General features: G+C 34.8%; 13 protein-coding genes. 9 read left to right on the top strand and 4 right to left on the bottom strand.

The window, feature by feature from the left end; genetic code table 11:
- Window positions 1-168 precede the first annotated feature (168 nt).
- From asnB to secDF, 8 genes are all read left to right on the top strand, one after another.
- Window positions 169-1,830: an asparagine synthase B gene (asnB, locus tag ACFPH8_RS12825; protein ID WP_376861512.1), complete on the top strand. Its 1,662-nt coding sequence runs from the start codon at window positions 169-171 to the stop codon at window positions 1,828-1,830.
- A gap of 219 nt (window positions 1,831-2,049) precedes the next feature.
- Window positions 2,050-2,520, top strand: a complete 471-nt coding sequence (locus tag ACFPH8_RS12820) for a DUF6090 family protein (RefSeq protein ID WP_376861510.1) — start codon at window positions 2,050-2,052, stop codon at window positions 2,518-2,520.
- Window positions 2,521-2,763 (top strand): hypothetical protein, encoded by a 243-nt coding sequence (locus ACFPH8_RS12815; protein ID WP_376861508.1) that lies wholly within the window; start codon window positions 2,521-2,523, stop codon window positions 2,761-2,763. It abuts the gene before it with no gap.
- Window positions 2,764-3,282: 519 nt separating this feature from the next.
- Window positions 3,283-5,232, top strand: coding sequence for a DNA topoisomerase (ATP-hydrolyzing) subunit B (gene gyrB / locus ACFPH8_RS12810; RefSeq protein ID WP_376861506.1), 1,950 nt, complete (start codon window positions 3,283-3,285; stop codon window positions 5,230-5,232).
- Between the two features lie 95 nt (window positions 5,233-5,327).
- Window positions 5,328-6,338: a DUF6588 family protein gene (locus ACFPH8_RS12805; RefSeq protein ID WP_376861504.1), complete on the top strand. Its 1,011-nt coding sequence runs from the start codon at window positions 5,328-5,330 to the stop codon at window positions 6,336-6,338.
- Between the two features lie 86 nt (window positions 6,339-6,424).
- On the top strand, window positions 6,425-7,351 hold the full coding sequence (gene mdh, locus ACFPH8_RS12800; RefSeq protein WP_248398255.1) for a malate dehydrogenase: 927 nt from the start codon (window positions 6,425-6,427) through the stop codon (window positions 7,349-7,351).
- A gap of 75 nt (window positions 7,352-7,426) precedes the next feature.
- Window positions 7,427-8,089, top strand: a complete 663-nt coding sequence (locus tag ACFPH8_RS12795) for a hypothetical protein (protein ID WP_376861502.1) — start codon at window positions 7,427-7,429, stop codon at window positions 8,087-8,089.
- A gap of 160 nt (window positions 8,090-8,249) precedes the next feature.
- Window positions 8,250-11,213, top strand: a complete 2,964-nt coding sequence (gene secDF, locus ACFPH8_RS12790) for a protein translocase subunit SecDF (protein ID WP_376861500.1) — start codon at window positions 8,250-8,252, stop codon at window positions 11,211-11,213.
- Between the two features lie 340 nt (window positions 11,214-11,553).
- On the opposite strand, the gene ACFPH8_RS12785 is transcribed toward secDF, so the two are convergent.
- Together ACFPH8_RS12785 and lgt are read right to left on the bottom strand one after the other, a co-directional pair.
- Complete coding sequence (locus ACFPH8_RS12785) at window positions 11,554-12,051, bottom strand: DUF192 domain-containing protein (protein WP_376861498.1); 498 nt, start codon at window positions 12,049-12,051, stop codon at window positions 11,554-11,556.
- A gap of 5 nt (window positions 12,052-12,056) precedes the next feature.
- Window positions 12,057-12,983 carry a prolipoprotein diacylglyceryl transferase gene (lgt, locus tag ACFPH8_RS12780; RefSeq protein WP_376861496.1) on the bottom strand — a complete coding sequence of 309 codons (927 nt, stop codon included), beginning with the start codon at window positions 12,981-12,983 and terminating at the stop codon, window positions 12,057-12,059.
- Window positions 12,984-13,127: 144 nt separating this feature from the next.
- Between lgt and ACFPH8_RS12775 the strand changes: the two genes are divergently transcribed.
- A complete protein-coding gene (locus ACFPH8_RS12775; protein ID WP_376861583.1) occupies window positions 13,128-13,481 on the top strand; it encodes a hypothetical protein in 354 nt (117 codons plus the stop codon).
- On the opposite strand, the gene yidD is transcribed toward ACFPH8_RS12775, so the two are convergent.
- Together yidD and cysS are read right to left on the bottom strand one after the other, a co-directional pair.
- Window positions 13,420-13,659, bottom strand: a complete 240-nt coding sequence (yidD, locus tag ACFPH8_RS12770; RefSeq protein ID WP_376861494.1) for a membrane protein insertion efficiency factor YidD — start codon at window positions 13,657-13,659, stop codon at window positions 13,420-13,422. The genes ACFPH8_RS12775 and yidD overlap by 62 nt on opposite strands.
- A 207-nt stretch (window positions 13,660-13,866) precedes the next feature.
- On the bottom strand, window positions 13,867-15,345 hold the full coding sequence (gene cysS / locus ACFPH8_RS12765; protein WP_376861492.1) for a cysteine--tRNA ligase: 1,479 nt from the start codon (window positions 15,343-15,345) through the stop codon (window positions 13,867-13,869).
- Window positions 15,346-15,353 lie beyond the last annotated feature (8 nt).

The following is a 15,353-nucleotide window of genomic DNA, read 5'->3' as shown; positions in this document are numbered from 1 at the left end:
GAAACTTTACAAATTATTAGGAATACAATAAAATCAAATTCAATTTGTTTCATATTTATGTAAATTAAGAATTTATTGTTTCATATTATAACCAAAACATAATTTATTGTTTTTAAATACTGTTATTATATCCATATTTGCTTCAATAAATAAATTATACAAAAAATTATGTGTGGAATTGTATGTGCATTCGAATTGAAACAGAAAGCAACGGAATTAAGACCTCAAGTATTAGAAATGGCGAAAAAAATCAGGCATCGTGGCCCAGATTGGAGTGGGGTTTATGATAATGAAAAGGCTATTATGGCGCATGAACGTTTGGCTATTGTGGATCCAGCTTCAGGAAAGCAGCCGCTAATTAGTGCTGATAAAAAATTAGTGTTAGCCGCCAATGGGGAAATCTATAACCACCGAGAGTTGCGGAAGCAGTTTCCCGATTACAAGTTTCAAACAGAAAGTGATTGCGAAGTCATTTTAGCACTGTATCAAGAAAAGGGTGTTCATTTTATAGATGAGATGAATGGTATTTTTGGGTTTGCAATTTATGATGTCGAGAAAGATGAATATTTCGTAGCGCGGGACCACATGGGAATCATTCCGTTATATATAGGTTGGGATGAACATGGAACCTTTTATGTAGCCTCAGAATTAAAAGCGTTAGAAGGTTATTGCACCAAAATTGAATTATTTCCTCCCGGACATTATTTGTCTAGCAAAGATGGTGAATTTGTGCAATGGTACAAACGCGATTGGATGGAATATGATGCTGTAAAGGAAAACGAAACCCATATTGCGGAAATTAAAGACGCCTTGGAAGCAGCTGTTCATAGACAGCTTATGAGCGATGTGCCTTACGGTGTTTTATTGTCAGGTGGATTAGATTCGTCTGTAACGTCAGCCATCGCTAAAAAATATGCGCAAAAACGCATTGAAAGCGATGATACAACAGATGCCTGGTATCCGCAACTGCATAGTTTTTCAGTGGGATTAGAAGGTTCGCCAGATTTAGCAGCAGCCAGAAAGGTTGCGGACCATATTGGAACGGTTCATCATGAAATAAAATTTACAATTCAAGAAGGATTAGATGCGCTAAAAGATGTTATTTACCAGTTAGAAACCTATGATGTAACAACTATTCGAGCTAGTACACCAATGTATTTAATGGCGCGCGTTATAAAGTCTATGGGTGTAAAAATGGTGTTATCTGGTGAAGGAGCTGATGAATTATTTGGTGGCTATTTATATTTTCATAAAGCGCCAAATGCGCAAGAATTTCATGAAGAAACCGTTCGAAAATTGAGCAAATTACATCAATACGACTGTTTACGAGCAAACAAAAGTCTGGCGGCTTGGGGAATTGAAGGCCGTGTGCCATTTTTAGATAAAGAATTTATGGATGTGGCTATGCGTATCAATCCACAAGATAAAATGATTAATGGCGAGCGTATGGAAAAATGGGTTGTAAGAAAAGCCTTTGAAGATATGATTCCTGAATCTGTAGCTTGGCGCCAAAAAGAACAGTTTAGTGATGGCGTGGGTTATAGTTGGATAGATTCCTTAAAAGAGGTTGTTGCCACAGCAGTAAGTGATGAGCAACTAGCAAACGCGAAGTATAAATTTCCATTGCAAACACCAACCAGTAAAGAGGAGTTTTATTACCGGTCTATTTTTGCTGAACACTTTCCAAGTGATGCTGCCGCTTTATGTGTACCGCAAGAAGCTAGCGTAGCTTGTAGCACCAAAATTGCCTTGGAATGGGATGAGAGTTTTAAAAACATGAACGACCCAAGCGGAAGAGCCGTGGCTCATGTGCATGCCGATGCGTATTAATGAGGTTTAGAAGGTTTAGGAGGTTGGCTGTAGAAAATTCATAGAACTACCGTAATCCTGCCTTTAAGCCATATGCAATAAAACAAATCTAATACAAGATTAAAAGCCAGTTTTATGCTGGCTTTTTTATGGTTTTATGTCTAATGTTTCACTACATTTAGAAACAGAAACAAACCATCTCTACAGTATAATCCCTGCTTACAGACTAAAAGTAAGCCCATGATAAAGTTATTCAGCCCTGTTCGTCAAGACCTTTTTAGCAAAGGCTCGTTCTCCGGACAGGGAGGGAAAACCGCTAGATATTTTAAATACGCCATTAGCGAAATTATTTTGGTGGTTATTGGAATTCTTATTGCACTTTCAATTAATAATTGGAACGAAAACCGAAAACATGCCAGTACCGAACAAGAGTTTTTTAAGAGTATAAAAAATGATCTAAAACAAGATCTAGATTTTATAAATTATGTTCAATCCTATTCCAAACCAAAAATTGCTGCCTATAACCTATTAAGTAGTACATATTCGGAAAATTATGATAGCCACAAAACAACAATAGACTCTTTAATGGCTGTTTATCTTTTTGCTGGGCAACGTACTTTTTATCCTGTTTCTGGAGCTTTTAAATCATCCATAGCTGGAAATGAAATTAATACGTATACCCATAAAAAGGTCATCCAAAGTATTATATAGTTGTATGGCTCCAACTATGATAGACTAATTGATAATGGGAAAATTGTTGATGCAAGATGGAGTAATTTAGGTGTAAAATATATTTATAGCCGAAGAACGTCTTCGTTTAATAGAGTTAATAATGCTGTTTATAGTGATATGTTAGATGACTTCCACTTTCATTATATTCAATTACATGGGTACAATAAATTATTAGATGAAACCGAAGTAGAAGCCCATCAGTTGTTAAAACAATTACCATGATTATAATCTCCTTGAAAACACGCTGCCATTATGCTAGTAAAAGAAAAAATAAGCAAGGACTTATAGCAATTTGAATATGAAATCCAGGTATAAATTGAATCCGTTAAGAGCTAAAAACAAGTGGCGTTAATAAATCAGAAATAAGCAGAATTCATGTCATTTTTAATCTAATTGAAACAAAATAAAAATCGCAAATTTTAGTTTTAAAGCCATTTCGAGAAAATCTAATTTCCCGGATAATGATAAAACATCAAAAATTCGTTTTAAGGTGCTTTTTAGTCGATTTAAGACACTTTTAAGTAATTAACAAATGTTGATAATTTTCAACTTCAATCCATAAAAAGCTTTTAAAAGGCATCAAAAAGTTGTATCTTTGGTTGTATTCAAAAGGATGCTTTCAAGGCGTCTTTTTTTGTGCTAATAACATTCATTTTTAAGAATATAAAACCTAACAGTAAGCCATAACAGTGTTCTTTCTTTTTAGAAAGGCGTCAGGAAAGGCTTAAAATTATTTAAAACATGAGCGAAAAAAGAGAAGAATTTAACAAAGATAACTATTCAGCAGATAGTATTCAGGCATTAGAAGGCATGGAGCACGTGCGCATGCGACCTTCCATGTATATTGGAGATACGGGTACGCGTGGTTTGCACCATTTAGTGTATGAGGTGGTGGATAACTCTATTGATGAAGCTTTAGCTGGTCATTGTGATAATATTAGCGTTACCATAAATGAGGATAACTCCATAACAACCGAAGATGACGGTCGTGGTATTCCTGTAGATATGCACAAAAAAGAAGGGGTTTCCGCATTACAAGTGGTTATGACTAAAATTGGTGCAGGTGGTAAGTTTGATAAAGATTCCTATAAGGTTTCTGGTGGTTTGCATGGTGTAGGTGTGAGTTGTGTGAACGCATTATCAGACCATTTAAAAGCAACCGTTTACAGAAAAGGTGAAATCTGGGAGCAAGAATACGAAAAAGGTAAAGCCATGTATCCTGTTAAAAAGGTAGGTGAAACTGATAAGCGTGGAACTATTGTTACCTTTAAACCAGATCCAACAATTTTTACACAAACTTTAGAGTATAGTTACGATACCTTGGCAAGTCGTTTGCGTGAATTGGCATATTTAAATAAAGGTATCACGATTCACTTAATTGACAAGCGTCATAAAAAAGATAATGGTGAATTTGAAGGCGAAACATTTCATTCTAAAGAAGGTTTAAAAGAATTTATTAAGTTTTTAGATGGAAACCGTGAGCCATTAACCAAAGAAGTTATTGCTTTTGAAGGTGAAAAAAATGGCGTTCCAGTTGAGGTTGCTATGATTTATAATACATCATACGCTGAAAATTTACACTCCTATGTAAACAACATTAATACACATGAAGGTGGAACCCATTTATCTGGTTTCCGTCGTGGATTAACACATACCCTTAAAAAGTATGCCGATGAATCTGGTATGCTTGATAAATTAAAATTTGATATTGCTGGTGATGATTTCCGTGAAGGATTAACAGCTATTATTTCTGTAAAAGTTCAAGAGCCACAATTTGAAGGACAAACTAAAACCAAATTAGGAAACCGTGAGGTGTCTGCTTCGGTAAGTCAGGCGGTTTCTGAAATGTTAACCGACTATTTAGAGGAACATCCAGAGGAGGCTAAAGTTATTGTTCAAAAAGTAATTTTAGCGGCTCAAGCACGTCATGCGGCTCAAAAAGCGCGTGAAATGGTTCAACGTAAAACGGTAATGAGTATTGGTGGTTTGCCAGGAAAATTATCCGACTGTTCAGAACAAGATCCAGCTAAATGTGAAGTGTTTTTAGTTGAGGGAGATTCGGCAGGTGGAACGGCCAAACAAGGTCGTGATCGTGCTTTTCAGGCTATTTTGCCATTACGTGGTAAGATTTTAAATGTGGAAAAAGCCATGACTCACAAGGTTTTTGAAAATGAGGAAATCAAGAATATCTTTACTGCACTTGGTGTAACTATTGGTACTGAAGAGGATAGTAAAGCTTTAAACCTTTCTAAACTGCGTTATCATAAAGTGGTGATAATGTGTGATGCCGATATTGATGGTAGTCACATTGAAACTTTAATTCTGACATTCTTCTTTAGATATATGAAAGAATTAATTGAAAACGGTCATATTTATATTGCAACACCGCCTTTATATTTAGTTAAAAAAGGTGCTAAAAAACAATATGCTTGGTCTGATGAAGAACGATCTAGAATTATGGCAGATTTTGGTGAAAATGCCAAAATTCAACGTTATAAAGGTCTTGGGGAAATGAATGCGGAGCAATTATGGGATACAACCATGAATCCAGAATTTAGAACCTTACGACAAGTGCAAATAGACAACGGATTGGAAGCGGATAGAATCTTTTCTATGTTAATGGGAGACGAAGTTCCACCACGAAGAGATTTTATTGAAAAGAATGCTATTTATGCAAATATTGATGCTTAAATAGAACTTTAAATTATAAAAATTAACGCGCCTATAAACCAATAAGCGCGTTTTTTCGTTTATATTATAAAGAAGCTCTTAAAATTCAAATAATTATGAAACATATTTTTGTATTACTGTTGCTGTTTACGTCATCTGGACTCTACGCGCAACAAAATATAGACGACTTATTAGCAGCTGGTGTAAATGACGCCAAGCGGTTTAGTAAAGACTACTTGGCGCCAGCCACAGAAGGTTTGGTTTATGGCATTAATAACGGATGGTTTAATCATGGAAAAGGCCAAAAGCAATTTGGTTTCGAAATTGGGTTGGTTGCCAATACCTCTTTTATTAATTCAGATAAAAAATCGTTTGAAATGCGCGTAAGCGATTATGAAAATATTCGGTTTCCTGACAAGAGTCCCTTTAAAATAGTTGCCACTGCTTTAGGAAATAACGATCCAGATATGGTTGTTATTTTAACCTATGACGATCCTATTTTTGGAAATCAAGAAACAGAAATTACCTTGCCAACAGGTTTGGGATCGTCGGATATTAATATAATCCCAACTGCTTTTTTGCAAGTTGGTTTCTCGCCTTTTAAAGGAACACAATTAAAAGCACGTTATTTTCCTAAAATAGAGGTGGACGATGTAAAGACAGGCTTGTATGGAATTGGATTGCAACAGGAATTTACAACATGGTTGCCAAAAGCAGAGTTGTTTCCTGTAGCTATCTCAGGTTTAATAGCTTTTACGCATTTAGATGGTAGTTATGATTTTACCGACGAAGGAATTGTACAAGGACAAAACCAACAAATTCAGACCAAAGTTAATACCATGTTGTATGAGTTAATTGCGTCTACTAAATTCAAAGTGTTAAATGTTTACGGAGCTTTGGGCTATGTTAGTGGGAAATCTGAAACCGATTTATTAGGAACCTATGTAGTTTCCGATGGGATATTGTTTTCAGAATCTATTACAAATCCCTTTTCCATAGAAGAAAAAGTAACAGGTATGCGATCAACTTTAGGTGCTCATTTAAAACTAGGTATTTTTGCTATAAATGCGGATTATACCTTTGCGGAATTTAATAGTGCCACATTAGGATTACAGCTGTCCTTTTAGATTTTATGAAATCTTCAAACATATATGGTATAAAAATATTAAATTTGTAAAAATTAATGTTTCACAAATAAAAAAATCATATATACATGAAAGTAACAGTAGTAGGAGCTGGAGCAGTAGGAGCCAGTTGTGCAGAATACATAGCCATTAAAAATTTCGCATCGGAAGTTGTTCTGTTGGATATTAAAGAAGGTTTTGCTGAAGGTAAAGCTATGGATTTAATGCAAACAGCCTCATTAAACGGATTCGATACAAAAATAACTGGTATTACTAATGATTATTCGGCGACTGCCAATAGTGATATTTGTGTAATTACCTCTGGTATTCCTAGAAAACCAGGTATGACACGTGAGGAATTAATCGGAATTAACGCTGGTATTGTAAAGTCGGTTTCTTCTAGTTTAATAGAACATTCTCCAGAAACGATTATCATTGTGGTAAGTAACCCAATGGATACCATGGCGTATTTAGTACATAAAACAACAGGTTTGCCAAAACACCGTATTATTGGAATGGGTGGCGCATTAGATTCGGCACGTTTTAAATACCGCTTAGCAGAAGCTTTAGGAGCACCTATTAGTGATGTGGACGGAATGGTAATTGGAGGTCATAGTGATACAGGAATGGTGCCATTAACGCGTTTAGCAACCCGTAACTCGGTGTTGGTTTCTGAATTTTTATCAGAAGATCGTTTAAACCAAGTTTTAGAAGATACTAAAGTTGGAGGCGCAACCTTAACAAAATTATTAGGAACATCGGCTTGGTATGCACCAGGAGCTGCAGTAAGTGGTTTGGTCCAGGCTATTGCTTGCAATCAGAAAAAAATGTTTCCATGCTCTGTATTATTGGAAGGTGAATATGGTTTAAATGATATTTGTATTGGAGCACCAGTTATTTTAGGTCGTAACGGTATTGAAAAAATTGTTGAAATCAATTTATCGGATGCTGAAAAAGCACATATGCAAGAAAGCGCCGAAGGTGTAAGAAAAACAAATGGCCTTTTGGCATTATAATTGTATAAACTGAAATCCGTTGTTCTAGATGACTAAAGCAACTATTAATCAATAAATAATTTAAAAAAAAATCAAATGAAAAAACTAATTTTTGTTTTAGTATTCGCAATGAGCCTGACAGGTTTTGCGCAAGAAGCAATGACTGAAGGTGTTGTAAAATCTAAACAAACCATGTCTAGTGATAATGAGCAAATGCAAGCGCAATTAGCTATGGTAGGAGATATTCTTACAACCACCTATTTTAAATCTGATAAAACACGTTCTGAAACATTTAACTTAATGTCTGGAAACACGACAACTATTTTGAATGGTGAAACCAACAAAATGTTAACGTATATGGACAACCAAATGACTGGAAAAAGTTATACAATTTCGGACATGAAGCCAAGTGAAGAAGATACGGCAGGTATGAAAGTTGTAAAGGGTGATGAAACCAAAACTATCTTAGGTTACGTGTGTCAAGAATACAATGTAACGCTTGAAAAAGAAGGAGCAAATATAGCAATGGATATCTATGTAACTGATAAAATTCAAGCTATGAATCCGCAAGTGATCCAAATGGGTGCTCAAATTGATGGATTTCCATTATATATGAAAATGGATGTAAGTCAAATGGGAATGGCATTAACTATTACAAGTGAAGTTACAGAAATTAATAAAGAAACGGTTTCTGCTGATAAATTTGATATGACACCGCCAGAAGGTTACAAAGAAACAGATAAATTAATGGGAATGTAATTTTTATTTAATTTATAATAATGAAAAAACAGCTGAATAAGCTGTTTTTTTTTGTTTAAAATCGAACAGAAACTATGCAAACCTTTTGTTAAATCATTATAGAAGATATATATTTGCTCGTTTTTAAAAATATCAACAATAAATTATAATTTAACACATAATGCAAAATAAAGGATTAGTAAAACTGTTTGCAATTTTGTTTGGACTGGTAAGTATTTACCAGTTGTCTTTCACTTTTAAGGCAAATAGTATTGACGACCAAGCTGCGGCGTATGCAAATGGCGATGAGGTAAAAGAGCGCAAATATCTGGATTCTCTTGATAATGAGGAGGTTTATAACTTGGGTGTAGCTAGCTATAACTATTCAGAGGTTAAAGAAAACGCCATGAACCTTGGTTTGGATTTAAAAGGAGGTGTTAGTGTTATTCTTCAAATATCGGTAAAAGATATTTTAAAAGGATTGGCAAACTACAGTAAAGATCCAGTTTTTAATCAAGCTTTAGAAAATGCAGCCGAAGTACAAAAGAACAGTCAGAATACATTTGTTGAAGACTTTTTCCTAGAATTTGATAAAATTAAAGGCGATACTAAATTAGCCTCACCAGATATTTTCTATACACGCGCACTTGATGGCGAAATAGAAGGTAGCATGACAGATTCTGAAGTAAAACCAATTATAGAACGTAAAATTGACGAATCTATCGTTTCTGCTTTCGAAGTATTGCGTAAACGTATTGATGAGTTTGGTGTAACATCACCAAGTATTCAACGTTTAGGTAATACAGGTCGTATTTTAGTAGAACTTCCAGGAGTTAAAGACAAAGAGCGTGCTCTTAAATTATTACAAAGTACAGCCCAATTAGAGTTCTGGGAAGTATCTAAACGTGATTTGTTTGGCCAATTCTTATTTGATGCTAACAACCTTCTTAAAGAATTAGAAGCACCAAAAACGGAAGATGTTGCTGAAACAGAGCCTCAAGATTCTGAAGATACGGCTATTGAAGATTTATTAGGAGCAGATCCAGATTCTACGGCTACAGAAATTAATCCATTACGTGATTTATTATTCCAATCTCAAAACCCAGCTGCCATTGCTATGGTAAACCTTAGGGATAGAGAAAAAGTATTGGGGTATTTAAACATGCCTCAAGTAAGATCATTATTACCAGGCGAACAACGTTTTACAAAGTTTGCGTTTGGGAAGCCTGCCAAAGATAGTGAAGTTGTTGAATTATATGCTTTAGATGGCAACCGAGATAACGTACCTCAATTAAGTGGTGCCGTTGTTACAGATGCACGTCAAGAATACGATCCAATGGGTAAACCAACGGTTTCAATGGTTATGAACTCTAAAGGAGCTAAAATCTGGGAAGAAATGACTGGTAAAGCATTTACAGAAGGTTCAAACATTGCTATTGTTTTAGATAACGTGGTGTATTCTGCACCTGGCGTTTCTACAGGTGCCATTTCTGGAGGTAATTCATCCATTTCTGGTAACTTTACGCTAAATGAAGCAACGGATTTAGCTAACGTTTTACGTGCTGGTAAATTACCAGCTTCAGCCGATATTATTCAAGGTGAAGTTGTTGGTCCATCATTAGGTCAAGAAGCTATTGAAAGTGGTCAAAATTCATTCCTTATTGCATTAGCTTTAGTATTAGTGTGGATGTTCCTTTACTACGGTAAAGCAGGTTTATTTGCTGATATTGCCATGATATTTAATATTGTATTAATCTTTGGTGTATTATCTGGATTAGGAGCCGTATTAACATTACCTGGTATTGCTGGTATTGTATTAACTATTGGTATGTCTGTGGATGCTAACGTACTTATCTTTGAGCGTATTCGAGAAGAAATTGCTAAAGGTAAAGGCTTGAAAGAATCTATCAATGATGGTTTTAGCAATGCATTGTCATCTATTTTAGATGCCAACATTACAACAGGTTTAACAGCTTTAATTTTATTCATATTCGGAACAGGTCCTATTAAAGGATTTGCTACAACTTTATTAATTGGTATAGCAACCTCGTTATTCACGGCAATCTTTATTACAAGATTATTTGTGGACTGGTATGCTAATAAAAACGGAAATTTAGATTTCTCAACAGCAATTACTAAAAACCTTTTCAGAAATATCAACATCAATTTCTTAAAGAAACGTAAAGTTGCTTATATCATTTCAACGGTTGCTATTCTTGTAAGTTTAGGGTCTTTGTTTACAAACGGTCTGGATCAAGGTGTAGATTTTGTTGGTGGTAGAACCTATCAAGTGCGTTTTGCAGAACCTGTTAGTGCTAACGAAATTTCTGAAACTTTAGCAGATGCCTTTGGTAGTGCTGAAGCGAAAACCTTTGGTAATGCTAATCAGCTTAAAATTACCACGAAATATAAGGTGAACGAAACAGATAATGCTATTGATGAGGAAATTAGAAATACATTATACACAGAGTTGCAGCCTTATATGCCAGGTCTTACTTATGACGAGTTTATTAGTGATGACCAAGGTAAAACAGTTGGTTTAATGAAATATTACAAAGTGAGTCCAACCATTGCTGATGATATTAAAAAATCATCTATATGGGCAATTTTCGGATCATTAGTAGTAGTATTCTTATATATTTTAATCCGATTTAAAAGATGGCAATTCTCATTGGGTGCGGTTGCGGCTGTATTCCATGATGTATTAATTTTATTAGGTGTTTTCTCTTTAACGTATAAGTATATGCCATTTAGTATGGAAATAGATCAAGCATTTATTGCAGCTATCCTTACGGTTATTGGTTACTCATTAAATGATACGGTAGTTGTATTTGATAGAATTCGTGAATTCTTTAATGAACACACAAGCTGGCCATTTAATAAAGTAATTAATGTGTCATTAAGTAGTACATTAAGTAGAACATTAAATACCTCTTTAACAACATTAGTGGTATTATTATCCATCTTCATTTTTGGTGGTGATTCTATTAGAGGCTTTATGTTTGCATTAATTGTTGGTGTTATAGTAGGTACTTACTCGTCCTTATTTATTGCAACACCTTTAATGTATGATGCTGTTAAAAAAGGCGATGCTGCCAATGCATTAAAAGAAAAAGAGAAAGTAGAAGAAGCGGAAATTGCTTAATCTATAAATTTAAATATATTAAAAAGCCTTTTTGATTCAGTTCAAAAAGGCTTTTTTTATGTTAGTATGCTTGTGTTCTAGTGGTATTGGAAACACTAGTTTATTGATTCATGGCAACAAGAATGGGTAATATGAGAGTACCCCAAAGATTTTATATATAAAAAGACCTAACAGGTTTTAAAAACCTGTTAGGTCTAATAGAAGTCATTAAATAGCAACCCTTAAAACAGACTAAACCATATAGCTATTTTTAATTTACAATAGGGTTAGGTCTATATAAAAAGCATTAAAATAGTGGCTCAACAAAAAGTATAATTTGAAGTTATATTAAATATTAATATTAGTTCGTTTTGGAAAATGTCATCTTATCTCCAACCTCTAAATTCCATGTTTCAACCAAGCCAGCATTAACCTCTAAAACATATTTTGCTGCTGCATTGGAAGGTAAGGAGCCTTCATTAAATGGTTGTGCATTTTGCTGAAAGCTAACGATGGTTTTATTGGTATCTAAATAAATAATATCCAAAGCAAAACGCGTATTTTTCATGTAGAATGAACGCGGTTGTTCGTTTGGAAAAATAAATAACATCCCACGATTCGCCTTCATGGATTCCCGATACATTAGTCCCGTTTGGGTTTCAAACTCGTTATCAGCAATTTCAATATCTAATGTAGAAACAACCGAATCGTTTGCTGTTTTTATAAGTTGTAAGGTGCCTTCTTTCTTAAAAGTGACTTCAGCTTGCTTCGGTTTTTTCGGTTCATCTTTGCACGATGTGAAGGCCAAAACAAATAAGGTTGCAGATAAACAAACAATTTTAAAATACGAACGTATCATAGAAACTAGCTACTGGTTTTCGGTTTATACATAAACATAAAATAGAGTCCAATTATTATAAATGGAACACTTAACATTTGCCCTGTATTTAAACCAAGAAACGTAATGTATTCATCGCCTTGTGGTTCTTTTACAAACTCTACAAAGAAACGAATGGTCCATAATAACACTAAAAATAGTCCAAATAAGTAGCCGCTTTGTTGTCCTTTATTGGTTTTCTGATAAATAAACCAAAGGATAAGAAAAACGAATATATAACAAAACGATTCATATAATTGTGCAGGATGACGAACAGGAACCGCATCTAATAAATGTTGAAACTGCGGATTGTTAGTCACAGCCGCATAGGCTTCTTTATAGTTTTCAATACCGGTTTCAGCTACAATCTGTCTTTTACTGTAATAATCTTGAACAAAACGAACACCTAAAGGTGAATCGGTTATTTTTCCTATAATTTCAGAATTAATAAAGTTACCAATTCTGATAAAAACAGCACCAGAAGCAACGGATATCACCACACGATCTAAAATCCACATTAGTGATTTATATTTGTATTTTCTTCGATATAAATACATGCCTATTATAATTCCAATGGCTGCACCATGACTAGCTAATCCTTGGAAGCCGGTAAATTGAAAGCCACCTTTAAAACTAAATGGTAAAAAGATGCTAAAGAAATCTTCTGAAATCAATTCGGATTGGTAAAAAAGTACATGACCCAATCTGGCACCAAGCATAGTAGCCAAAACGGTATAAATAAATAGAGGGTCTAAATAATCTAGATTTACGTTTTCTTTTAGAAAAATTCGTTTCATGATTTGAAAACCTAAAAGGAAGGCAACAATCCACATAACACTATAAAAGTGTAATTCGAAAATTCCGAAAAGATCTAATCCCGTAATTGGATTCCAATCAAATTGTAGTATAAACATATGTCATCGTTTGTGTGCGTAAATATATGCAATTGGAAATGGATACGAAAGCAACAACTTATAATGAAATGTTATTTTTAATTTAGTTTGTCATTCAGAAGGAGAGATGACTGAAGAATCTCCTTTCCTAACTGCGTATAATTTATGAAGGTTCATCATGGCGTTCTGAATGACAATTTCCTTTTCAACTTCAATCTCATAAATCATCCTTTTCCGGAACCGGATCATAACCGCTTCTTCCCCAAGGCGACAGAGGGTAAAGAAAATGTACAGTGTACATTTTTAGCGAATGGGCGAGGTGGCGTGCTGGCAATTTTTAGTTGTCATCCTTTTCCGGAACCGGATCATAACCGCTTCTTCCCCAAGGCGACAGAGGGTAAAGAAAATGTACAGTGTACATTTTTAGCGAATGGGCGAGGTGGCGTGCTGGCAATTTTTAGTTGTCATCCTTTTCCGGAACCGGATCATAACCGCTTCTTCCCCATGGATGACAACTAAAAATCCTAATAACCGCCAATTTTCCACCTTTAAAAAAACCATGTTTTTCCAATGCCTCTTTTGCATAATGGGAGCAGGTAGGTTGAAACCGACATGTAGCAGGTGTCAACGGGGAAATGAAGATTTGATAAATCTTAATTATTAAAAGAAATGGATATGTGAGTATTTTTTTTAGCAAAATTTGCTGATGGTTTGTTTGTTGTTAAGGTGTTTGTTGCGTAAAAATGATAAAAGGTATTTTATATAAAACAATGGCTGGATAATGCTGTCAACGAGTTAAATCTATTTAGAAAATTATCTAATCTAAATTAAATTGCTCCAAAACAAAAAAAACGCATAACCGTGAGCTACAGCTTAACAACAAACAAGAAACGCATCAAGGTCTCTAATATGAAAAGGTGGTTCCCTCACGACTATCATTCAATTGAATTCCAGCTTCAGCTAGCTCATCACGAATTTGATCTGATAATGCAAAATCCTTATTCGCACGTGCTTCTTGGCGTAACTTAATGAGTAATTCCACAGCACCTGATAATTTATCAGATGAATTATCAATTTGCTTCGTGTTTTCTAATCCTAAAATATCAAAAATAAAAGCGTGCATGGTTGTTTTAAGCATGTCTAAATCCGTAGCAGTAATCGTTGCCGAACCATCATGAATTTGATTAATAAACTTAACCGCTTCAAATAAATGAGCAATAAGAATTGGTGTGTTAAAATCGTCATTCATAGCATCATAACACGACTGTTTCCATTTGGAAATATTATGAGTAGATGTGCTGGACGTTTTTAGCAATTCCACTAAATTAACGGCATCCATCAGTCGCTTAAACCCTTTTTCACTGGAATCAAGCCCGGCATCCGTTAAATCTAAAACACTTCTATAAGAAGCTTGCATCATAAAAAATCGAATAACACTAGGGCTGTAGGCTTTGGACATAATATCATTATCACCAGAAAGCAATTCAGCTGGATTGATATAGTTACCCGTTGATTTGCTCATTCTTGCACCATTCAATTCAAGCATATTAGCATGCATCCAATATTTTACTGGCGTCTGACCTTTAGCCGCTTGATTTTGTGCAATTTCACATTCGTGATGAGGGAACTTTAAATCCATTCCGCCACCATGAATATCAAAATAATCACCCAAATATTTGGTGCTCATAGCTGTACACTCTAAATGCCATCCTGGAAAACCATCGCTCCAAGGTGATGGCCAACGCATAATATGAGCAGGTTCTGCTTTTTTCCAAAGCGCAAAATCTTGCGGATTTTTCTTATCATTTTGGCCATCAAGCGCTCGTGTATTATGAATTAAATCTTCTAATTTTCGTTTGCTTAAAATCCCGTATTCATTGGATTCATTGTATTTATGAACATCAAAATATACCGAACCGTTTACCACATAAGCAAACCCATTATCTATAATGGTCTGGATGAGCTCTATCTGCTCAATAATATGACCCGTTGCAGTTGGCTCTATACTAGGCGGTAAAAAGTTAAACCTATTTAATACATTATGAAAATCAACCGTGTACCGCTGTACAATTTCCATAGGTTCAATAGCTTCTAATCGCGCTTTTTTAGTGATTTTATCCTCACCAACATCGGCATCATTTTCTAAATGACCAGCATCCGTAATATTACGAACATAACGCACTTTATAGCCCAAATGTTGGAAATATCGAAAAATCATATCGAAAGACATAAACGTTCGTACATTTCCTAAATGGACATTGCTATAAACCGTTGGGCCACAAACGTACATGCCAACATAGCCATCGATGATGGATTTAAACGTTTCTTTTTCACCACTTAATGTGTTGTATATTTTTATGGTTTGTTGGTTGTATAATTGCATGTTTTGGT

The sequence above is a fragment of the Bizionia hallyeonensis genome (assembly GCF_042657385.1).
Taxonomy (GTDB): domain Bacteria; phylum Bacteroidota; class Bacteroidia; order Flavobacteriales; family Flavobacteriaceae; genus Algorimicrobium; species Algorimicrobium hallyeonense.
Note: the sequence above shows the minus strand (reverse complement) of the source record. Positions and strands in the feature narration are given on the sequence as shown.